At 71.4% G+C, this 19899-nt stretch carries 26 protein-coding genes; 25 read left to right on the top strand and 1 reads right to left on the bottom strand.

The genetic code is table 11. The features are described from left to right. The first annotated feature begins 7 nt into the window (after positions 1 to 7). The 6 genes from ACGRHY_RS14570 (at position 8) to ACGRHY_RS14545 (ending at position 6235) form a co-directional block, all read left to right on the top strand. Positions 8 to 244, top strand: a complete 237-nt coding sequence (locus ACGRHY_RS14570; protein WP_394635771.1) for a hypothetical protein — start codon at positions 8 to 10, stop codon at positions 242 to 244. Further along, positions 241 to 3090, top strand: a complete 2850-nt coding sequence (locus ACGRHY_RS14565) for a DUF927 domain-containing protein (protein ID WP_394635770.1) — start codon at positions 241 to 243, stop codon at positions 3088 to 3090. Before ACGRHY_RS14570 ends, ACGRHY_RS14565 begins: the two co-directional genes overlap by 4 nt. Positions 3091 to 3413: 323 nt before the next feature. Then, a complete protein-coding gene (locus tag ACGRHY_RS14560) occupies positions 3414 to 5048 on the top strand; it encodes a DEAD/DEAH box helicase (RefSeq protein WP_394635769.1) in 1635 nt (544 codons plus the stop codon). Between the two features lie 64 nt (positions 5049 to 5112). Continuing rightward, complete coding sequence (locus ACGRHY_RS14555; protein WP_394635768.1) at positions 5113 to 5400, top strand: hypothetical protein; 288 nt, start codon at positions 5113 to 5115, stop codon at positions 5398 to 5400. Further along, on the top strand, positions 5397 to 6038 hold the full coding sequence (locus ACGRHY_RS14550; RefSeq protein WP_394635767.1) for a hypothetical protein: 642 nt from the start codon (positions 5397 to 5399) through the stop codon (positions 6036 to 6038). Before ACGRHY_RS14555 ends, ACGRHY_RS14550 begins: the two co-directional genes overlap by 4 nt. Positions 6039 to 6040: 2 nt before the next feature. Further along, on the top strand, positions 6041 to 6235 hold the full coding sequence (locus tag ACGRHY_RS14545) for a hypothetical protein (RefSeq protein WP_394638048.1): 195 nt from the start codon (positions 6041 to 6043) through the stop codon (positions 6233 to 6235). Between the two features lie 86 nt (positions 6236 to 6321). On the opposite strand, the gene ACGRHY_RS14540 is transcribed toward ACGRHY_RS14545, so the two are convergent. Further along, the gene (locus tag ACGRHY_RS14540; RefSeq protein ID WP_394635766.1) at positions 6322 to 6954 is read right to left on the bottom strand and encodes a hypothetical protein; all 633 of its coding nucleotides are present in this window, start codon (positions 6952 to 6954) and stop codon (positions 6322 to 6324) included. A gap of 216 nt (positions 6955 to 7170) precedes the next feature. Between ACGRHY_RS14540 and ACGRHY_RS14535 the strand changes: the two genes are divergently transcribed. The 19 genes from ACGRHY_RS14535 to ACGRHY_RS14445 all read left to right on the top strand — a co-directional run bounded on the left by ACGRHY_RS14535 (position 7171) and on the right by ACGRHY_RS14445 (position 19829). After that, entirely contained in the window at positions 7171 to 7608 is a 438-nt protein-coding gene (locus ACGRHY_RS14535) for a hypothetical protein (protein WP_394635765.1), read from the top strand. Positions 7609 to 7752: 144 nt separating this feature from the next. Then, on the top strand, positions 7753 to 8022 hold the full coding sequence (locus tag ACGRHY_RS14530; RefSeq protein WP_394635764.1) for an HNH endonuclease signature motif containing protein: 270 nt from the start codon (positions 7753 to 7755) through the stop codon (positions 8020 to 8022). Positions 8023 to 8294: 272 nt separating this feature from the next. Continuing rightward, complete coding sequence (locus ACGRHY_RS14525; RefSeq protein WP_394635763.1) at positions 8295 to 8882, top strand: DNA primase; 588 nt, start codon at positions 8295 to 8297, stop codon at positions 8880 to 8882. A 13-nt stretch (positions 8883 to 8895) separates the two neighbouring features. Continuing rightward, a complete protein-coding gene (locus ACGRHY_RS14520; RefSeq protein WP_394635762.1) occupies positions 8896 to 9423 on the top strand; it encodes a hypothetical protein in 528 nt (175 codons plus the stop codon). Further along, complete coding sequence (locus tag ACGRHY_RS14515) at positions 9413 to 11119, top strand: Terminase (RefSeq protein ID WP_394635761.1); 1707 nt, start codon at positions 9413 to 9415, stop codon at positions 11117 to 11119. Before ACGRHY_RS14520 ends, ACGRHY_RS14515 begins: the two co-directional genes overlap by 11 nt. Positions 11120 to 11124: 5 nt before the next feature. After that, entirely contained in the window at positions 11125 to 12534 is a 1410-nt protein-coding gene (locus tag ACGRHY_RS14510) for a phage portal protein (protein ID WP_394635760.1), read from the top strand. After that, positions 12521 to 13243, top strand: a complete 723-nt coding sequence (locus ACGRHY_RS14505; protein WP_394635759.1) for a VG15 protein — start codon at positions 12521 to 12523, stop codon at positions 13241 to 13243. The genes ACGRHY_RS14510 and ACGRHY_RS14505 overlap by 14 nt, the downstream gene beginning before the upstream one ends. Before the next feature lie 89 nt (positions 13244 to 13332). After that, positions 13333 to 13860, top strand: a complete 528-nt coding sequence (locus tag ACGRHY_RS14500) for a capsid assembly scaffolding protein Gp46 family protein (RefSeq protein ID WP_394635758.1) — start codon at positions 13333 to 13335, stop codon at positions 13858 to 13860. A 41-nt stretch (positions 13861 to 13901) separates the two neighbouring features. Then, positions 13902 to 14858, top strand: a complete 957-nt coding sequence (locus tag ACGRHY_RS14495; RefSeq protein WP_394635757.1) for a phage major capsid protein — start codon at positions 13902 to 13904, stop codon at positions 14856 to 14858. Beyond that, positions 14858 to 15580, top strand: coding sequence for a hypothetical protein (locus ACGRHY_RS14490; protein ID WP_394635756.1), 723 nt, complete (start codon positions 14858 to 14860; stop codon positions 15578 to 15580). Before ACGRHY_RS14495 ends, ACGRHY_RS14490 begins: the two co-directional genes overlap by 1 nt. A 4-nt stretch (positions 15581 to 15584) precedes the next feature. Beyond that, positions 15585 to 16592: a glycosyltransferase family 4 protein gene (locus ACGRHY_RS14485; RefSeq protein WP_394635755.1), complete on the top strand. Its 1008-nt coding sequence runs from the start codon at positions 15585 to 15587 to the stop codon at positions 16590 to 16592. Then, the gene (locus ACGRHY_RS14480; protein WP_394635754.1) at positions 16543 to 17184 is read left to right on the top strand and encodes a hypothetical protein; all 642 of its coding nucleotides are present in this window, start codon (positions 16543 to 16545) and stop codon (positions 17182 to 17184) included. Before ACGRHY_RS14485 ends, ACGRHY_RS14480 begins: the two co-directional genes overlap by 50 nt. Next, positions 17184 to 17570 carry a hypothetical protein gene (locus tag ACGRHY_RS14475; protein WP_394635753.1) on the top strand — a complete coding sequence of 129 codons (387 nt, stop codon included), beginning with the start codon at positions 17184 to 17186 and terminating at the stop codon, positions 17568 to 17570. The genes ACGRHY_RS14480 and ACGRHY_RS14475 overlap by 1 nt, the downstream gene beginning before the upstream one ends. Positions 17571 to 17579: 9 nt before the next feature. Next, complete coding sequence (locus tag ACGRHY_RS14470) at positions 17580 to 17873, top strand: hypothetical protein (protein WP_394635752.1); 294 nt, start codon at positions 17580 to 17582, stop codon at positions 17871 to 17873. Continuing rightward, positions 17857 to 18054, top strand: coding sequence for a hypothetical protein (locus ACGRHY_RS14465; RefSeq protein ID WP_394635751.1), 198 nt, complete (start codon positions 17857 to 17859; stop codon positions 18052 to 18054). Before ACGRHY_RS14470 ends, ACGRHY_RS14465 begins: the two co-directional genes overlap by 17 nt. Beyond that, positions 18054 to 18449 (top strand): hypothetical protein, encoded by a 396-nt coding sequence (locus ACGRHY_RS14460; RefSeq protein WP_394635750.1) that lies wholly within the window; start codon positions 18054 to 18056, stop codon positions 18447 to 18449. Before ACGRHY_RS14465 ends, ACGRHY_RS14460 begins: the two co-directional genes overlap by 1 nt. A gap of 68 nt (positions 18450 to 18517) precedes the next feature. Then, entirely contained in the window at positions 18518 to 19081 is a 564-nt protein-coding gene (locus ACGRHY_RS14455; protein ID WP_394635749.1) for a phage tail tube protein, read from the top strand. Positions 19082 to 19179: 98 nt separating this feature from the next. Beyond that, entirely contained in the window at positions 19180 to 19488 is a 309-nt protein-coding gene (locus ACGRHY_RS14450; RefSeq protein ID WP_394638217.1) for a hypothetical protein, read from the top strand. Beyond that, positions 19413 to 19829: a DUF5361 domain-containing protein gene (locus tag ACGRHY_RS14445; protein ID WP_394638047.1), complete on the top strand. Its 417-nt coding sequence runs from the start codon at positions 19413 to 19415 to the stop codon at positions 19827 to 19829. Before ACGRHY_RS14450 ends, ACGRHY_RS14445 begins: the two co-directional genes overlap by 76 nt. Positions 19830 to 19899: the final 70 nt, after the last annotated feature.

Raw genomic sequence — 19899 nt, 5'->3', positions numbered from 1 at the left:
CACCGCGGTGGCCGGGGCCCAGCGCCCCGGCCGCCCGGCCGCACACCGCCAGCAGACCGTCACCGGCGCGCTGTACGTGGACCTCGGCGACAACAGCCGGCCGCCCCGCGCCCGCTACGAGTGCGTGCTCTGCCGCACCACCGAAGGGCCCGTCACCGGCGTGAACGACGTCACCGCCTTCACCGCCACCGTCCGGGCCGTCCACCGCGCCCGCTGCGCTGTCCTCCAGGAGCACCGTTCGTGAGCGACGCACCCACCCAGGACCTGCGGGCCGCCGCTCGCGACCTCCACGACGCCGGGCTGTGCGTCCTGCCCATCAAGGCCGACGGCAGCAAGGCCGCCGACGTCCGCAGCTGGACCCCGTACAAGGTCAACCGCTCCACCCCCGACGAGCACGACCGCTGGTTCGACGGCTCCCGCCCCCGCGGCATCGCCGTCGTCTACGGCGCCGTCTCCGGCAACGTCGAGATGCTCGAGTTCGAGGGCCACGCCATCGCCGACGGCGTCCTCGACGAGGTCACCGACATCATGGAGGCATCCGGCCTCGGCGAGGAATGGCAGAACGTCCTCACCGGCTGGGCCACCGAGTCCCCCTCCGGCGGCCGCCACTACCGGGTGCGCGTCGACGGCGCGTCCGTGCCCGGCAACACCAAGCTGGCCAGCAGGCTCGCCCGCGAAGACGAGTACACCGACGCCGAACGGCAGCGCCTGGCCGAGAAGCCCAACGCCAAGATCGTGCGTGTTCAGATCGAGACGCGCGGCGAAGGCGGCTACGGCCTGGTCGAACCGTCCGACGGCACCGTCCACCCGTCCGGCAAGCCCTACCTCCGGCTCGCCGGCGGACCCGCCACCATCCCCACCCTGGACGCCGAGGTCATGGAGGCGATCCGCAGGGTCTGCCGGATGGTCGACACCCTGCCCAAGCCGGAGACCCCGAAGACCGCGCCGCGGGACAACCGGCCGCTGCCCGGCGGCGGTCTCCGCCCGGGTGAGGACTACGAGGCCCGCACCGACTGGGCCGACATCCTCCGCGACACCTTCCGGCCGCTCCTCACCCGGGGCCAGACCACCTACTGGGGGTGGGCCGACGGTGTCGGCGGCGTGAAGGCCACCACCGGGCGAAACCCGGAACGAGACCGGCTGTACGTCTTCGCCACCGGCTCGGAGTTCCAGCCTGAGGTGCCCTACACCAAGTTCGGCGCCTATGCCCTGTTGAACCACAACAACGACCACAGGGCCGCCGCCAAGGAACTCGCCCGCCAGGGCTACGGCAGTCGCCACCTCGCCGCCGTCAGTTCCCGCTCTGCCGCCCCTGCACCCGGAAGCCCCGCCCCTGCCTCTCCCCCCGAGGAGAAGGAGCACGAGGGCCAGGACCCGCAGGCCGACATCGACGACAGATCGAAGGGCTTCGACTACGCCGGCACGTTCGAACTCCCGGCTTCAGTCCGCACGCCCTACGACTACCGGGTCACCGGCCGTGGGGTCGAGGTGCTCAGCACGAGCGGCGAAAACTGGATCCGGGTCACCTTCGCGCCGCTGGTAATCACGGCCACGTTCGAGGACCCCGAAGGCGACCAGTACGTCGAGCTGTCCTGGATCGACCGCAGCCTCGGACGGCCGCGCCGGATCTCGCGCATCGTCAGCCGCGAGACCGCGAAGCGCGGGCGCAAGCTGATCGAGACGCTGGGCGGCGCCGGCCTCCCGGCGGTCGAGGGCGACGCCCGCGCCGTGGAGAAGTGGCTCGCCGAGTTCGAGTCCGCCAACTTCGGGCGCATCCCGTCCGAGCAGTTGGCCCGCTGGCTGGGCTGGCAGGACGACGGCACGTTCGTCTCCTCTCCCGAGGACGGCATCAAGGTCGACGTCCCGTTCGAGGAGCAGCGCGGCCCGGCCCGTGCGCACGCCAGGAAAGGAAGCCTCGACGGCTGGCAGAACACCGTCGCCCAGCTGGCCGACTTCCCCGTGCCGCGCGTCGCCGTCGCGGCCGCGCTCGCCGCGCCTCTGCTGAAACCGCTCGGTCTGAACAGCTTCACGCTGGACATCTCCAGCCGCTCGACTAAGGGCAAGACGACCGCGCTGCAGTGCGCCTTGTCGGTGTGGGCCAACCCCTCCGAGCACGCCTCTGCGATGTCCAACTGGCGCACGACGCTGTACGCGATCGAGAAGCGGCTGAACCTGGTACGCGGCATCGTCACGGTCTTCGACGAGACGATGGCCGTCACCGACGACACCCTCATCGACGAGGTTCTCTACCAGCTCCCGATGAATCACGGAAAGGCACGCTCCGGCGGCGCGTTCGGAAACATGCTGCCCTGGGAGACCATCCTCCTCTCCTCCGGCGAGCGACCGGCACTGTCTTTCACCACCAGCCAGGGCGCTGCAGCCCGCATCCTCGGGACGACCATCGCCCCGTTCGGCGACGGTGGGGGAGCAGCCGCAGCAGCAGCGCGGGACGGCGTGCTGGCCAACCACGGGCACGCCGGGCCGGAGTTCATTCAGTACGTCCTCAGTGGCCTCGCGCAACCCAACGGCCGGGACGCGTTGAAGCAGCGGCACCGGCAGCTCGTCGAGGAATTCCGCGGCGACGGCGACATGACGAACCGGCGGGCCCCGATGGTCGCCGTCCTGGCGCTCGCCGAGGCGCTGGCGTGCGGTCGTGGGCTTCTGCCCTACGAGCCGCTCGGGTACGAGGTGTGGCGCGGCCTGTTCACCGCCCACAACCCCACCGACAACCGCCCTGAGATGGCGCTGGACGTCCTCCGGGAGTACGTCGCGGGACACGCTCACGAGCTGTTCAGCGTCTCCCGCGCGACGCTGGGTGAACGGCCGCCCTTCTCCGGGTGGTTGGGCGTCCTGGCGGCAAACGGCCGCGTCTCTCTCCTCCCCGAACGGGTGCGAAAGATTCTCGCGGACGCCGGCTACTCCCTCGACGCGGTCGTAGGCAGCTGGATCGACGCCGGCCACCTGGAGACGCTCAAGAGCCAGCGTCCGGCGCACCTGGTGCCCCGCCGATTCGACGGCGCGAGGGCGAAGTGCCTCGCGTTCACACCGTCCGGCATCAGCTTCGGCGACCACGAAGACGCGGCGTCATGACCGCCCTCGCGGTGCCGGTACGCACTTCCTGCGTACCGGCACCGGCACGGCATTTGCGCAGGTCAAAGCTTCCAGTGACCCAATTTTCGGGCCGGTACGCAGGCGCCTGGAAATGGCACCCCTCAGGCGTGTGTGCGCGTGCGCGTGTGCGCGCGGGTGCGCGCACACATCAACGCCTGACTGTTTCTGCGTACCTGCGTACCACTATCTCTCTAGAGAGAGATAACAGCAGGTCAGGGCCGCTTTTGCCCCGGTACGCAGCCGGTACGCAGCCGGTACGCAGCGCGTACCGCTCCTCCTCCGCTTCGACGAACGAGGTGACCATGTCCAGCAACGCTCCCCAGACATTCACTCCTCGCCCGTACCAGCTCGACGCCATCAAGGCACTCCGCAAGGGATGGGCCGACGGCAGGAACCGGCTAGCAGTCGTCTTGCCGACCGGCGCTGGAAAAACGGTCGTCTTCAGCCACCTGGCACACCAGATGCTCGACAACCTCGGTGGGCGCCGCGTCCTGGTGATCGCCCACCGTGAGGAGCTGATCGAACAGGCCGCCTCCAAGCTCCTGGCAGTCGACCCGACGCTGCGGATCGGCATCGTCAAAGCCCAACGCGACCAGCACCAGGACGCTGATGTGATCGTGGCCAGCGTTCAGACCCTGGCCGTGCCCCGCCGCCGCGAGGCCATCCGCGACATCGGCCTGATCATCGTCGACGAGTGCCACCACGCGGCAGCGCCGACCTACATGGAGGTCCTGCGGCACTTCGGCGCCTGGGACGGCACGCCGACGGCCGGCTTCACCGCGACCATGACGCGCACCGACGGCGGCTTGGCCGAGGTCTGGGACAACGTCGTGTTCCGCCTCGACATCCTCGACATGATCAGCGATGGCTACCTGTGCGACGTCCGCGGCAAGCGCATCACCGTCGACACCCTCGACCTGGATAAGGTCCGCACCCGCGGCGGTGACCTAGTCGACGGCCAGCTGGGGCAGGCGCTGGAGGACTCCGGCGCGCTGGACGCCATAGCCAGGGCCTACGTCGAGCACGCCGGCGAGCGCCCTGGCGTCGTCTTCACCCCGACCGTCGCGACCGCCCAGGCCGCGGCAGCGGCCCTGCAAGCCGTCGGCATCACGGCGGCCCCAGTGTGGGGCGACATGAGCCGCGACGAACGCCGCGCAACGCTCGCCCGGTACGAGGCCGGGGACATCCAAGTGCTCACCAACTGCATGGTGCTCACCGAGGGGTTCGACGCCCCACACACCAGCTGCGTCGTCATCGCCCGGCCGACCAAGAGCCCCGGCTTGTACGTACAGATGGCCGGCCGTGCGCTCCGACCGGCGCCCGGCAAGCGGGACGCGCTGCTGCTGGACGTCATGGGCGCCTCGACCCGCCACAAGCTCGCCAGCATGGTCGACCTGACCGCGCGCGAGATCGGCCAGGCCGAGGAGGGCAAGACACTCCGGGAGATCGCCGAGGAGGCAGAGAAGGCCGAGGCTGCAGAGAAGCAGCGCGCGATGGCCGCACGGGTCGAGGCCGAGGAGATCAATCTGTTCGGCTCGTCTGCGATCCGCTGGCTGCGCGCCTCGGACGGCACCTGGTTCATCAGTCCCACGTCCACTGTGTTCCTGTTCCTGACCCGTGACCCCGGAACCCGGCTGTACCGGATGCGTCGCTGGACCGAATTCGACGGTGTGCACCCGCCGAAGGAGGACATCGCGCGGCCGCTGCCGGAAGCACTGACGTGGCTGGAACAGCAGGCGCGCGCGCTGGCGCCGGGAGCATTCGTCGCCCGCCAGGCCCGCTGGAGGTCCGGAAAGCCGACCTCGAAACAACTGGGTCTCTGCCGCCGCCTCGGCATCCAGGTGCCACGCGGCAGCACGGCCGGGGACGTCGCCGACCTCATCGACCAGAACCGCGTCAGCCGCGTTCTGAGCCAGCTCGTCCTTCCCGCCGCGTAACAGGCCGGCCCCGCCGCTACCGGGGCCGGCCGCCCTCTCCCAGCACACCACGAAGGAGAAGCCCGTGAGTAATCCCCCGAGCCCCACCTGGCGCTGGCAGGACGGCAACGACACGGTCACCGCCACCTGGCGCAGCGGCGGCTGGCCCCGGCACGCCGACGAGCCGAACGGCCGTACAGAACCCTGCCGTTCCACGCTCGACCGCCGAGCCGCTGCTCTCCCTCCCTGCCGCCTTCCTGCGGAGTGGAAGGTCGAGCGGAAGAACGGACGGACGGTGCGCACCTCCTGGTACTGCGTCCGTGACCTCCCCTCCACCGAGGCCCCTCCTGTAGACGCGGAGGAGATCAGGTGACCACCTGCGGCCTGTGCGAGCGCGAGCTCCACACCGACACAGCCGAGCACCACCTGTGCCCCGGCTGCACCAAGGCCACCGCCGAACGCCTCGACCGGATGCCCAAGCTGTACGCCGCGCTGGCCGCGTTCCTCCACCCCACCGGCCGCCGCCCCGAACTCAGCCGCACCACGCCCGTGGAAGCCCCCCTCCCCGCCTCCGAGCCCGCCCTCAGCCTCCGAGGCCCCGGCGGCATCGTCAGCGTCCTGGAGGACTGGCGCAGCGCCATGCAACACGACCGCGGCTGGGGCCAGCCCGCCGCGACCGGAACCACCGAACGGCGCGTCACCGTCGCCGCCCGCGCCCTGAGCATGAACCTCGACTGGATCGCCGCGAGCTGGCCCATGGCCGGAGCGTTCGCCGAAGAGATCCGCGACCTGGAGCGCTCCGTCGTCTCCATCGTCAACCCGCCCGTGAAGACCACCCGCGTCGGCTACTGCCCGGCCACCGTCGCGGGCGGCGAACAGTGCGGCGCCGTCCTCCGCGCCACCGCCGGCACCGCCCTCATCCGCTGCCGCTGGTGTGGCACCAGCTACCCGCCCGAGACCTGGCTCGCCCTCGCCGCGACCCTCCACCCTGACCCCACCGCCGTGAAGTGACCATGGAGCCCCTGCACGTCCCGCCCGGCCGAATGAGCGCCCACCAGGTCGCCCAGCAGCTCGGCATCACCCTCGACGGCGTCCGCCAGCTCGTCCGCCGCGGCCACCTCCACCGCGTCGGCGGAACCCCCCGCCAGCCCTGGTACGACACCGAGGAGGTCATCGCCCTGCACCAGACCCGGCAGCGCCGCGCTTGACCAGCGGCATTACAGCATGTCACGATCTTTCCGCAGACGTATGCCCGAAGGCCCCGCACCGTTCGCCGGTCCGGGGCCTTCGACGTTCAGTCCTGTCTACGGACTTCTCCGCCCAGCCAGCGCCCGCGCGGCATCACCGAACCGTGCATGCGCGGCTTGGCGAGCCATCCCTGGATATCGCTCGCGAACCGGTCGAGAGCCTCTCTGAAGGCAGCCATCCGCTGATCCAACTCGGTCTTCAGACTGTCCGCTTCCCCTCTTCCGGCAGCTCTGGTCGCGCACCACGGATGCAACACGTTCATGACATTGGACAGTTCGTCCCGAACGCCCGCAGCAATCCGCGCATGCTCAGACGGGGCACTGAGCTTCAGAAGGCACTCCTGGTACCAGCACTCCTTGATCGTGCTCTGCAGGGTGGCAAGAGCCTCTTCTCGAGAACCAGTCCCTGCCGTTGCCAGAGCTCGCGCCGCCCCTCTATCAAGCTCGTACAAGCCGATAAGGTGGCCGATCTCGATTCGTGCCTGGTTGAACTGGCTATAGAGCCTCGCGTAAGCATCGCGCTCCGCCTGCCACAGCGCGTCTTCGCGCTGCCCCAGTAGCTGGAGCTTGACTCCGTCCACGGTCCCTTTCGCCTGGGCCCGCCCAGCCAGGTAGCCGCCTAGCCCACCCAAGGCGGCCCCGCCCAGGGCGATCCAGGCGCCTGTAATCGTTGGATCCACCTGGCGATTGTGGCACCACACCGACTCCGCGCAGGGCAGGTACGACAGCAGGGGTGCTGCCCTGCCCTGCGCGGCCAGACCACCCCGTGGGGGCGGGAGTGGGTGCAGGTGGGAGCGGCAGGCCGCCCGAGGAGAACGAGGACCCTCGGGCGGCCACGCCATCACAGACCGGCAACACCCCACCCACGCCCGCCCGCGAGCGAGCACCATGACCGGATGCGCATACACACCACCACCGCCGCGCTCGCCGCGGCCGCGATCCTCGCCCTCACCGGCTGCAGCACCAGCAGCGACAGCAGCAAGCCCGCCGAGGCCAACGAGCTGACCCTCCAAGAGGTCGCCGACACCCTCGACAAGGCCCACACCATCAGCCTGGGCGACCAGAACCCCGGCCCCGTCGAAGAAGACGACGGGAACCCCAACGCGGTCGTCGCCCGCATCGACACCGACCGCGTCCTGATCTACGAGCTCAAGACGCCCAAGTCCGCCAAGCACTGGGCCGACACGATGAGCGAGGGAAGCAGCGAGCGCGAGTACCACGCCGCCGGCCGGTTCATGCTCAGCTGGCGCACCGACGAAGTCCCCTCCAGCGAGGACTACATCAACACACTCAACAAGCGGCTGGACAAGCTCGTAGCCGAGCACAACAAGTAGGCGGCCCGCACCGGACCACGGGGGTGAGCAGTGGGAGAACACTGGCAGGCAAGCCCCTCGGAGAGGCGCCGGACGCCCCTACCCCGGGGGTGGAAGGCCCTCCGGGAACAAGCCCTGGCCCGGGACGGACACCGCTGCACCTGGGTGGAGGACGGGGAGCAGTGCCCCAACCCCGGCACTGACGCCGACCACATCGGCGACCCCGACGACCACACCCTGGACAACCTCCGCACCCTGTGCGGGCCGCACCACCGCCGCCGCACCGCGCTGCAAGCACGAGCCGCCCGGGGCGAGATGCCCACCCGCCGCCGGCCCACCGAGGCTCATCCAGGCCTGATCGAGCAACCCAAGCCGGATCCGCTGGCCGAGGCTCGGCGCCGGGCACGCGAGGAGATGGAGCGTCCACCGTTCTGACCAGCAGCGTTGCCGGGGTGGGGGTGACCCCTCCCGCCCCGTCGCAGGGCCAGCGGTGCGGCATAGCAACTCGCGCCGTGTACGGGTTCCGCGCTCTGGACCGGGGCGGGGGCAGGGCGGCCGCAGGTGGGCCGCTGGCGGCCTGGCAGGGGGTGGCCGGGCTGATTGGCCCGGCTCCGCGGTACGGTCCGGCACACGGAATCGACCGTGCTGGGTCGATCGTTTGCCCTGATCGGGGGGCTGTTTCGTTACAGGCACGGTAGACTGGTGCCGTGATCAGGACAGCGTGCGAGCAGTGCGGTGAGCAGCTGCGCCGGGCCGGAGTCGGCCGGCCGCAGCGGTACTGCAGCACCCGCTGCAGGGTCGCCGCACACCGCGCCCGGCGCGCGATTCCGGCCGAGATGCGGGCCCAGAAGCGGTGGGTTCGGGCCGGTGAGGACAAGGTTCCGCTGCGCGCCGACACCGGCGCGGCCGCCTCGGTCACCGATCCGGCCACCTGGACCGACCACGCTGCTGCGGCCCGCTCTGGGCGCGGCGCCGGCCTCGGCTACGTCCTGGCCGACGGCGACCAGGTGGTGTGCATCGACCTGGACCACTGCCTGACCGGCGGCGAGGTGACGCCGTGGGCGCGCGCCATCCTGGACCGCTGCCCGGACACCTACGTGGAGACCTCCCGGTCCGGGACCGGGCTGCACATCTGGGGCCGCGGCACCGTGCGGCGCGGCCGCCGTATCCGCCGGCCGGATGGCACGGCGCTTGAGGTGTACGGGGCGGGCCGGTACATCGCGCTCGGCGAGCGCTACGACCAGGCCCCGACCGAACTGGCCGACCTCACCGAGGTGATCGACGCTCTGCTCTGACGGGAGGTGGACGATGCCCGGGCCCCTGCCGTCGGAGAACCGGCGCCGCCGCAACGCGCCGACCGTGCCCACCACGAAGCTGCCCGTGACCGGCCGCGAAGGGCCGACGCCGCGGCCGCCGTCCTGGCTCAAGCTCGGCCGGTGCGGCCGCGCCTGGTGGAAGTGGGCGTGGAGCACGCCGCAGGCTTGCGCCTGGGCCCCGGGGCATGAGGCGATGATCGCCCGCCGCGCGTCGCTGGAGGACGACCTGGTCGCGATCGGCGCCGTGCACTCGCTGGACGCGCTGGAGCTGCTGGAGGGCGAGGACGGGAAGGCCGTCAAGGAGCTGGTGCAGCGTCTGGCCGCGCTGGCATCCGGGCGGTTGGCGATCTGCCGCGAGATGCGGGAGCTGGATGACCGTCTCGGCCTGACTCCGAAGGGGATGGCGGCGCTGCGGTGGACCGTGGTGGAGGACGGCAGCGTGACGCAGGCCGCGGCGGCGCCGCCGGACGGCGTGGCCGACCTGACGCAGCGCAGGCGCAGGCTCACCGATGCCTCGTGAGCTGGTGCGGGCCCCCGAGCATGACCGGCACCGGTCGCTCGGCGTGGTGCTGGCCTGGGTCGAGTGGTTCTGCGTCCATGGGCCGGGCGATGTCCAGGGCGTGCCGCTGCATCCGCGGCACGGCGGCGAGTACCTGCCGCTGGACGATGAGTTCGCCGGCCTGATCCTGGACTGCTACGCCCACGATCAGACCGGGCGGCGGCTGTACGACACGGTGGCGATCTCCCGCGCGAAAGGGCGGGCCAAGAGTGAGCTGGCTGGGTTCATCAGCTTGGCGGAGGCGTTCGCCCCGGTGCGGTTCGCCGGGTGGGCCCAGGGCGGGGAGATGTACCGGTGGCGGGATTTCGTGTACGAGTACGAGCCGGGCGAGCCGATGGGCCGCCCGATCACGTATCCGTTCATCCGGTGTCTGGCCACGGAGGAGTCCCAGTCCGGGAACACCTACGACAACATCAACTACAACCTCGAGCACGGGCCGCTGGCCGAGGGGCTGCCGTCGAACACCGCCGGCCTCACGAGGGTGTTCCTGCCGCACGGTGGGGAGATCCGGCCGTCGACCGCCGCCGCGGCGAGCCGGGACGGCGGTAAGGAGACCCTGGCGGTTTTCGACGAGCCGCACCTGTACGTGCTGCCGGAGCTGCGGCAGATGTACCGGACGGTGGACCGGAACCTGCGCAAGCGGCGGGAGGCGGCGCCGTGGGCGCTGCTGACGTCCACGATGTACCAGCCGGGCGAGGACAGCGTCTTCGAGAAGCTCCACGAGCGCGCCAAGATGATCGCCGAGGGGCGGGTGCGTGAGCGGCGGCTGCTGTGGGACCACCGGGAAGCGCCGGCCGAGGTGGACCTGGCCGACCTGGACGCGATGGTGGGCGCGCTGCGGGAGGTGTACGGGCCGTTCGGGGACGTGCTGGACCTGCGCGGCATCGTGGAGGCCGAGTTCTGGAACATCGAGAAGGACCCCGAGGAGTCCCGCCGGTACTTCTTCAACCAGCCGACCGCGTCGCGGGACGGCTGGACGACGAAACCGTCCTGGACCGCGTGCGCCCGGCCCGATCTGCACATCGCCGAGGACGCGCCGATGGTGATGTTCTTCGACGGCTCCAAGAGCGACGACGCCACCGGTCTGGTCGGGTGCGACATGGCCACCGGGCACGTGATGACGCTGGGCTGCTGGGAGAAACCGGCCGGGCCGGACGGCAAGGGCTGGCAGGTCGACCGCGCCGACGTCGACCTGACCGTCCGCCGCGTCATCGCCGAGCGGAACGTGGTCGCGTTCTTCGCCGACCTGGCCGAGTTCGAGTCCTACGTCGACGCCTGGGGCGCCGAGTTCGGAGAGCAGTTCCTCATCCAGGCGTCGGTGGGCCGGAACGCGCACCCGGTGGCGTGGGACATGCGCGGGCACCTGCGGGACTTCACCCAGGCGTGCGAGCGGGCCGAGATCGATATCCGGGAGCGGGACCTGACGCATGACGGGGACTCGCGGCTGCAGCGGCACGTCCTCAACGCCCGCCGCCGGCCGAACCGGTACGGCGTGTCCGTCGCGAAGGAGAACCGCGAGTCGCCGAAGAAGATCGACTTGGCGGTGTGCGCGATCGGCGCGCGGATGGTGCGCCGCATGGTCCTGTCCTCCCCTGAGTGGGCCAAGTACAAGAAGCCGAAGAAGCGCCGCAGCGGGCGCGTGGTGGGGTGGAGGTGACCGGGGTGGCACTGGAGACCGAGAAGGACGTGCTGGGCGCGCTGGACGGGCTGATAGACGCCCGCAGGCAGGAGGCCCGGCGGCTGGACCCGATCCACGCCGCGGTGACCGGCAAGACCAACGACATCTACGTGCCCAGGAAGGCGACGGAGGAGTACAAGCAGCTGGTCGACCAGTCCCGGTTCAACGTGCTGCCGCTGGTGGTCACCAGCGTGGCGCAGGCGCTGTACGTGGACGGGTACCGGCCCGGCCGCGGCGAGTCCTCGCCGGTGTGGGACGCGGTGTGGCAGTCCAACCGGATGGACGCCCGCCAGGCCGGCCTGTTCCGCGCCGCTGTGCAGTACGGCGTCTCCTACGCCCTGGTGCTCAAGGGCCGCCCGGCGCCGGTCATCACGCCTCTGTCGCCTCGGCGGTGCACCGCCCTGTACGAGGACACGATGGTGGACGAGTGGCCGCAGCTGGGCCTGGTGTGGGGCGGAACGCGCACCGTGGATGGCCACAAGCGGCGCACCGCCCGCGTCATGGACGACCAGCAGGTGCACACCGTCGCCGTGGCGGAGGAAGGCACCGCCTCCAAGCTGCTGGCCACGGAGGCGCACGGCCTGGGCGTCACGCCGCTGGTGCGGTACGCCGACTCCTTCGAGGACCTGGACGACGGGCCGCGGGGGAAGGTGGAGCCGCTGCTGCCGGTGCAGCGGCAGCTGAACCAGAGCACCTACGCGCTGCTGATGGCGCAGCACTACGCCGCGTTCCGGCAGCGGTGGGTCACCGGCATGACGATCGAGGAGGACGCCAACGGCAACCCGATCCAGCCGTTCGACGTCGGCGTGGACCGGCTGTTCCACGCCGAGGACCACGAAGCGAAGTTCGGGGAGTTCGGGCAGACCAGCCTGGACGGCTACCTCACCAGCCGGGACAAGGCGCTGCTGTACATCGCGTCGGTGGCGCAGATCCCGCCGCACAACCTGGTCGTCGGTAACGCCGTCTCCAACATCTCGGCGGAGGCGCTGGCGGCGCTGGAGGCCGGGCACCGGCAGGACATCTCCGAGCACCAGACCAGCTTCGGTGAGAGCGTGGAGCAGACGCTGCGGCTGGCCGGGCTGGCGATGGGCGACACCGACACGTGGGAGGACACCTCCGGCGAGGTCGTCTGGCGCGACACCACCCCTCGGTCCCTGGCCCAGGTGGTCGACGCCTGGGGCAAGGCCGCGCAGATGCTTGGGGTGCCGCCCCAGGAGCTGTGGTCCTTCCTGCCGGGCATCACCCAGAAGGACGTGGAGCGGTGGAAGGCGGCTGCGGACGACGGGGACGCGCTGGCGTCTCTCGCCGCGCTGATGGACACCCCCGAGCCCGGCGCCCAGCAGCCTCCGGCCACACCGCCGCAGCAGCAGGAGCCCGCCGGTGCCGTCTCCTGAGGCTCAGGCGCTGACGGCCGCGCACCAGCGCAGCGTCCTGCAGGTCGCCGGCCTGGTGCTGGACCGGATCCGCCGCGCGGTGCGAGGCGCGGACCTGGACGATATTGACTCCTGGTGGGACGGCGTCTCGGTACAGATGCAGCGGGAGATCGCCGTCGGCCAGTCGGCGACCGCTCGCCTGGCCCGCGCCTACCTGCGGCGCCACGCCGCCCTCGAGGGGGTGACGCTGGACCCGGTGCGGGTGGCTCTGCCCGGCCAGCAGATCACTACCAGCCTGCGCGTGACCGGGCCGGTGGCGTTCAAGCGGCATGTGGCCGCCACCGGCAGCCCGGAGGGCGCGGTGCGGGCGATGTCCACCCAGTTGCAGGGCGCGGCAGAGCGCCTGGTCCTCGAAGGGTCGCGGGCGACGACGATGCGGACGTTCGCCGAGCGCGACGAGATCGCCGGGTGGCGCCGTACCGGGTCCTCGCCGTGCGCGTTCTGTGCGCTGCTGATCAGCCGGGGCGCCGTGTACTCCAAGGGCACGGTCGACTTCCAGGCGCACGACCACGACCGGTGCACCCCGGAGCCGCTGTACCGGCGGGAGCCGGAGCCGGAGGAGGTGCGCGAGCTGTACGAGACGTACAAGGACGTCACCGCTGGCACCAGCGGCCGGGAGTCGGTGGAGGCGTGGCGCGCCTACTGGACCAGCCGGAACACCGGCACATGAGACCTCCTCGCCCGCTTCCGGGGCGGGGACGCGCGGACGGCCTGCGCTGAAACGGCCGGATACACCGACGGGTTCACGGAGCACATCTCATGGCTGAAGAGCCGAACATGCCGCCTGCGGGCGGTGCCCCCAACGCCCAGCCCGGGCAACAGCAGGGCCAGGGGCAGGGGCAGACGTTCACCCAGGCCGACCTCGACCGGATCGTGGCCGAGCGGCTGGCACGTGAACGGTCCAAGTACGCCGACTACAACGACCTGAAGGCCAAGGCCGCCGAGTACGACAAGGTCGCCGAGGCGCAGAAGACCGAGGCGCAGAAGCTCGCCGAGCAGCTGCAGGCCGCCCAGGCCGAGGCGCAGCAGTACCGCGGGGAGGTGCTGCGGCAGAAGGTCGCCGCCGAGCTGGGCGTCCCGGCGCCGCTCGTGGCGCGCCTGAAGGGATCCAACGAGGACGAGCTGAAGGCCGACGCCGAGGAGCTGCTGAAGGCGCTCCCGTCACAGCCGGCCGCGCGGGCCGCGTCCCGCCCGGTGGCAGACCTCACCCCCGGCGCGCTGCCGCCCGGCGGCAGCGGACCGACCGACATGAACGAGTGGATGCGCGCCAAGCGCTCCGCCGACTGACCTGGCCGCGCCAGCGGCCATGACACCCAAGGAGTGGCCGTATGGCCGGATACGACAACGTCGCGGGCAGCAACGCCGATCTGCTGCCCATCGAGTGGTCCAACGAGGTCATCAAGCAGATGACCGAGACGTCCGCGGCGCTGCGCCTGTCGCGGCGGCGGACGATGTCCACCCGGCAGGCGCGGATGGCCGCCACCTCCGCGCTCGCCGGCGCCTACTGGGTCGGCCAGTCGTCCAACGACTTCACCGACCTGAAGGAGACCACGAAGGCCGAGTGGTCCGGCGTCAACCTGATCGTGGAGGACCTCGCCGTGCTGGTGGCGATCCCCCACGCCTACGAGCAGGACAACGCGTTCCCCGTGTGGGAGGAGACCCGCCCGCAGCTGGTGGAGGCGATGGGCAAGGCGTTGGACTCCGCGATCTTCTTCGGGGTGAACAAGCCGGCCACGTGGCCGGACGATCTGATGACGTCCATCACGGCGGCCGGGCAGACCACCACCGAGGGCACCGGCGACGACATCGCCGCCGACGTGGCCCTGTCCGCGCGGGTCCTCAAGCAGCGCGGGTTCACCACCACCGGGTTCGCCGCGGAGCCCGGCTTCGGGTGGGAGCTGATCGGGATGCGGTCCACCGACGGCACCCCGATCTACCAGCGGGACCTGTCCGGCCCCGGCCAGTCCGGGCTGTACGGGTTCCCGATGCAGGAGGTCGCCAACGGCGCCTGGGACTCCACCGCGGCGTCCGTGATCCACGGTGACTGGTCCAAGAGCATCATCGGTATCCGGCAGGACATCACCTTCACCCGCCACGAGTCCGGTGTCATCACCGACGAGACCGGCGCGGTGGTGTTCAACGCCATGCAGCAGGACTCCACCGTGTGGCGTGCGGTGATGCGGGTGGCGTGGGCGCGGGCGAACCCCGCGACCCGCCTGGGGCCGAACGCCGACACGGCCACGGGCAAGTTCCCGTTCGCCGCGGTCGTCCCGGCCAGCTCCTGATGACGGCCGCGAAGAAGGAGGGGGGTGTCGCCGCGAAGAAGGCGGCGGCGCCCCGCCGCGCGAAGAAGACCACCAGCAGCGGCAAGTCGGCGTCCACGGCCAGGACGCCGGCGAAGAAACCGGAGGGTGCGCCGCGGTTCGCCGTGGTCGGCACCGGCCGGTCCGGCACCGGCTACGTCGCCGAGCTGCTGCGCGCCTCCGGCGCCACCTGCGGTCATGAGGGCTGGTGGCGGCCGGACGGCACCGGCGACCGCACACCGGGGCTGGACGGGGACTCCTCATGGCTGGCGCTGCCGGACCTCGAGTCCCGCGCCTGGTCCGGGCCGGTCGCCCATGTGGTGCGCCACCCCGTCGCGGTGGTCCGCTCCCTGGTCGGCACCCACCTGTTCCACCCCGACCAGGCCGACGGCCCGTATGCGCGGTTCGCCCGCGAGCACTGCCCCGAGGTCGACGGGCTGCCGCCGCTGGAGGCCGCCGTGGAGTGGTGGGTGGCCTGGAACACCCGGTGCGCGGCGGTGGCGGACGTGAAGCTGCGCGTGGAGGACCTGCGCAAGGTCTGGGCGCTGGCCGAGCTCGGCGACGCACTCGGCGTGCGCGTCGACCGCCAGGCGGCCCGCCGGGTGTCCACGGCCGTCAACCACCGCACCCGGGCGAACGTCGACCCGCTGCGGGTGTGGCAGCTGCTGGATGGGCGCGCCGACCGCTTCGGCTACCGGAGGTGACCGGGTGAAGGTCGCTGCGCTGGTGCACTTCTGCGTTCCGTACCGGATGGCCGGGTCGGAGACGATGCTGCACACGCTGCTGGTGGCGCTGCAGCGCGCCGGCCACGAAGCGGTGGTGGCCACCACGCACACCCCGCACGCCCCGCAGCACTGGCGGTGGGAAGGTGTGCGGGGCTTGTCCCGGCCCGGGCCCCGGGAGGCGGCCGCCGCGGTGCGGGCCGAGGACCCGGACGTGGTGATCACCCAGCACCAGAACACCGGCCTGGGGATCGACGTCGCCCGCACCATCGGCGCGAAGTCCGTGTTCTTGATGCACAACGACTTCACCCTCAACCGCGGCCTGTTGGCCAAGCAGCCGGACCTGGTGGTGTTCAACACCGCCTGGATCGCCGAGAAGTACGCCGCCAGGGTGGCCCGGTCGGTGGTGGTGCACCCGCCGGTGTGGCCGCACCAGCACGCCACCACCCCGGGGGACGCGGTGACGCTGGTCAACCTGAACGAGGACAAGGGCGCCCCGCTGCTGTACGAGCTCGCCCGCCGCATGCCCGACGTGCGGTTCCTGGGGGTGATGGGGGCGCACGGTAGGCAGATCGCCATGCCGCGGCCGACCGTGGAGATCGTGCCGCAGACCACGGACATGCGCCGGGACGTGTGGTCCCGCACCCGGGTACTGCTGATGCCGTCCCGGTACGAGTCCTACGGCATGGCCGCGGTGGAGGCCCTCGCCTCCGGTATCCCCGTCATCGCCAACCCCACCCCGGGCCTGCGCGAGTCCCTCGGGCCCGCCGGGCTGTTCGTGGGCCGGGACGACGTGGCCGGCTGGGAGCAGACTCTGCGGCGGCTCCTGGACGATCCGGCCGTGTGGGGCCAGGCCAGTAGCCGGGCCCGGGCACGGTCGGCCGAGCTGGACCCCGCTCCCGAGCTGGAGCGGTGGGTGACCGCGGTAGAGGAGGTGGTGCGAGGTGGCTCCGCTCGCGACGACGACGGATCTCGAATCCCGGCTGGGGCGTGACCTGACAGCCGATGAGACGGCCCGCGCGGATGCGCTGCTGGCCGACGCCTCGGCGCTGGTGCGCGGCTACACCGGCCAGGACTTCACCCAGGTGGTGGGCGACGAAGTGGTGCTGCGGCCGGTGGGCACCACCGTGCGGCTGCCGCAGCGGCCGGTCACGGACGTCACGAGCGTGGTGGCGGTCGGTGGCTCCGACACGATCCCGGACATCACCCTGCCGGTCGGATCGTGGACGTGGGACGGCATCGACAAGGTCGACGTGTGGCCGCCGTCCACGGACTGGCTGCTGAACCTGCCCGAGACGTGGTCGGACGGCTGGGGCGCGGTGAACACCTACCGGGTGACCTACAGCCACGGCTACGCCGAGGTGCCCGACGACGTGGTGGCGGTGGTGTGCGCGATGGTGCTGCGCACGCTCCTGGCCCCGTCGATGGTGGCCGGGATGGTGTCCGAGCGGATCGGCGCCTACAACTACCAAGTCCAGCAGGGCTCCGGCAGCTCCGGCGCGTCGGTGGGCATCACCCAGGCCGACCGGGACGTCCTCAAGCGGTACCGGCGGAAGGCCACCACGATCCAGACCAGGGCCCTGTGATGGCCAGCAGCAGGGTGCCGCCGCGGCTGATGCCGCACACCGTCACCGTCGTGGCCCCGGCCACCTCCACCAGCGCCTACGGCAACACCGCCTACGACTACGGCGAGGCCGCCAGCCGGACGACCGCTTCGGCGTGGCTGGAGCAGCAGTCGCGGGCGCAGATCCCCGTCGTCGGTGCCGACCCGATGCAGGAGCGGTGGCTGATGGTCACCGACGCGACCGTGCCGCGCCGGGCCCGTATCGAGTGGGACGCCCACCCCTCGGGGCCGGTCACGTTCGAGGTCGACGGGCAGCCCGGCCCGTTCTACAACCCCCTGGCGATGGCCGCCACCGGCAGCACGCAGCCGCATCACACGGAGCTGACGCTGCGCATCGTCGACGGATAGGAGAGCCACATGGCTGCTGTGAGGTTCCGTCTGAGGTCCCGCGGGGCGCGGGCGCTGCTGCGCTCCGACGGGGTCCGCGCCGATCTGCAGCGCCGCGCCGACCAGGTGCGGGCGGTCGCCGACCCGCAGTTCCAGGAGGCCACCGCCGACTCCCACGTGTCCGAACCGGTCCGGGTGATCGCCGACACCTACACCGGCGCTCAGCGCGCCGGCGCAACCGTCATCGCGATCCACCCCTCCAGCCTGCGGATCGAGCGGGAGCGCCGGATCCTGGGAGGTGCCATCGATGCAGCGAGGGACTGACCCGCCGGGCCCGACGCACCGCGTGCGGTGGCAGGTGGGCGACGGGACCACCGAGTGGATCGGCGTCGCCGAGGCCCCGCAGGTCACCGAGGACTGCCTGGCCCTCACCCACGAACCCGGCCGGGTGTGGTGGGTGCCGCTGCACACCATCACCGGCCCGATCGAGATCGAGGCCCTGTGATGGGGTTCCCCGACCTGAACGCCGCCCTGATCGGCTACCTCACGCCGCTGCGGGCCCCGGTCCCAGTGGTCTCCCGCGTCCCCGACCCGCGCCCGGACCGCCTGGTGCAGGTCCGCCGCGTCGGCGGGCAGGCCGAACCGCCCGTCCGCGACGCCGCCCGCGTCGACGTCCACTGCTGGGACCCGGACGACGCCGCCGCCATGAACCTCGCCCTGGCCGTACGCGCCGAGGTGTGGGCCCTGTCCGGCACCAGCCTGCTGGGCGTCCCCTGCTACCGCGTGAGCGAGTTCCTCGGCCCCCGCCTGGACGACGACCCCGTCACGGGCAGCCCGCGGGTGTGGGCGACCTACTCCCTGCTGGTCCGCGCCAACAACGCGATCGAACCAGCCCCCTGACCAACTGTTTCCCCCGGTGAGTCCGCGCGCCCGGGTGCCCCTGCCAAACCCCTTGTGAGGAGATCACCATGGCCCTGGTCGCTGACGAAGTCCGCGTAGCGATCACCGGGGAGCTGTTCAGCGCCCCACTCGGTACCACCGCCCCCACCGACGCCAGCACGGCGCTGGACGCCGCCTACAAGGGGCACGGCTACGTGTCCGAGGACGGCGTCACCGAGAACTGGGACGACTCGGTCGACAACATCGTCGCCTGGCAGAACGCCACCGTCGTGCGCGCCGCGCGCACCGAGAGCGTGCTGACCCTGTCCTGCACCCTCATCCAGACCCGCGGCTCCAACCTGGAGCTGTTCTACCCCGGCTCCACGGTGGAGGCGAACGCCGACGAGTGGAAGATCGAGGTCGCCGCCCCCACCTCGGACCGGCGCACTTTCGTCCTCAACGTCGTCGACGGCGACGACCTGATCCGCATCCACCTCGGCAACGCCGAGCTGACCGAGCGGGGCGAAGTGCCCTACCAGTCCGGCAGCGCCGTCATGTATCCGGTGACGATCACCGCCTACCCGGACGACAACAGCGTGCTGATGACGAAGTTCTCCAACAGCTCGGCGTGGGGCGAGGACATCACCTCCTGACCCCGGCCGCCTAGTCGGCCCCGTGGCGCATCTCGCGCGGAGTGCGCCACGGGGCTCCCCGTTCGATCCGCGCCCATACCCCGCAAGGAGATCCGCGCATGGCAGCATTCGACGCCCGCAAGGCGGTGGAAGAGCTCTCCGAGGAGCCGTTCGAGTTCATCGGCCTGGACGGCCGCACCTACCGCCTGCCCAACGCCCAGACCGTCTCCGGTCACCAGGCGAACCGGATCCGGACCGGCGACGAGACGGTACTGAAGGAGATCGCCGACCCGGACGCCTACCACGCGATCATGGAGATGCCGACCACGGTCGGCGCGGACCTGGCCCGCGCCTGGATCCGCCACTCGGGGCGCGTGGGAAAAGAGCCCTCGCCGTCCTCGCGTCCCCGCAAGCGTCGCAAGCGCTGACGGCCGATCTGCTGCTGCGGGGCGCCGGGCGGCCCGAGGACCTGCCGCTGGGGCAGATCACGCTGCTGCACACCTCGCTGCTGGCCGACCCGCACAGCCTCACCGCGCAGGCCGCCGGGTCGGACGGCTACACCACCACCGAGCATCTGCTGTTCCTGGTGGTCGATGAGCTGCGCACCGCGAACTGGCAGCGCTCGAAGGACGGCGCCAAGGGCCGCAAGCGGCCCAAGCCGATCAGCCCGCTGAAGAAGACGCCGGGTCTGACCACCGGCCGCACCGACCGGTCGCCGGGCGAGGTCGCCGAGCTCCTGGCCCAGTACGGGCCCGCCCCAACCCCATAAGGGGCCACCACACCCAGGGAAAGGGGAGCCGTCGTGGCCGAGGAAGTCGGAGTCGCTTTCGTCCGCCTGA

Source organism: Streptomyces shinuiensis (genome assembly GCF_043660855.1).
GTDB lineage: Bacteria > Actinomycetota > Actinomycetes > Streptomycetales > Streptomycetaceae > Streptomyces.
Note: the sequence above shows the minus strand (reverse complement) of the source record. Positions and strands in the feature narration are given on the sequence as shown.

Coding starts and splice junctions, on each gene's coding strand:
- ACGRHY_RS14465 (WP_394635751.1), top strand. CDS start 17,857: ATGCAGCGAGGGACTGACCCGCCGGGCCCGACGCACCGCGTGCGGTGG.
- ACGRHY_RS14470 (WP_394635752.1), top strand. CDS start 17,580: ATGGCTGCTGTGAGGTTCCGTCTGAGGTCCCGCGGGGCGCGGGCGCTG.
- ACGRHY_RS14455 (WP_394635749.1), top strand. CDS start 18,518: ATGGCCCTGGTCGCTGACGAAGTCCGCGTAGCGATCACCGGGGAGCTG.
- ACGRHY_RS14515 (WP_394635761.1), top strand. CDS start 9,413: ATGCCTCGTGAGCTGGTGCGGGCCCCCGAGCATGACCGGCACCGGTCG.
- ACGRHY_RS14500 (WP_394635758.1), top strand. CDS start 13,333: ATGGCTGAAGAGCCGAACATGCCGCCTGCGGGCGGTGCCCCCAACGCC.
- ACGRHY_RS14450 (WP_394638217.1), top strand. CDS start 19,180: ATGGCAGCATTCGACGCCCGCAAGGCGGTGGAAGAGCTCTCCGAGGAG.
- ACGRHY_RS14535 (WP_394635765.1), top strand. CDS start 7,171: ATGCGCATACACACCACCACCGCCGCGCTCGCCGCGGCCGCGATCCTC.
- ACGRHY_RS14520 (WP_394635762.1), top strand. CDS start 8,896: ATGCCCGGGCCCCTGCCGTCGGAGAACCGGCGCCGCCGCAACGCGCCG.
- ACGRHY_RS14475 (WP_394635753.1), top strand. CDS start 17,184: ATGGCCAGCAGCAGGGTGCCGCCGCGGCTGATGCCGCACACCGTCACC.
- ACGRHY_RS14495 (WP_394635757.1), top strand. CDS start 13,902: ATGGCCGGATACGACAACGTCGCGGGCAGCAACGCCGATCTGCTGCCC.
- ACGRHY_RS14490 (WP_394635756.1), top strand. CDS start 14,858: ATGACGGCCGCGAAGAAGGAGGGGGGTGTCGCCGCGAAGAAGGCGGCG.
- ACGRHY_RS14560 (WP_394635769.1), top strand. CDS start 3,414: ATGTCCAGCAACGCTCCCCAGACATTCACTCCTCGCCCGTACCAGCTC.
- ACGRHY_RS14545 (WP_394638048.1), top strand. CDS start 6,041: ATGGAGCCCCTGCACGTCCCGCCCGGCCGAATGAGCGCCCACCAGGTC.
- ACGRHY_RS14460 (WP_394635750.1), top strand. CDS start 18,054: ATGGGGTTCCCCGACCTGAACGCCGCCCTGATCGGCTACCTCACGCCG.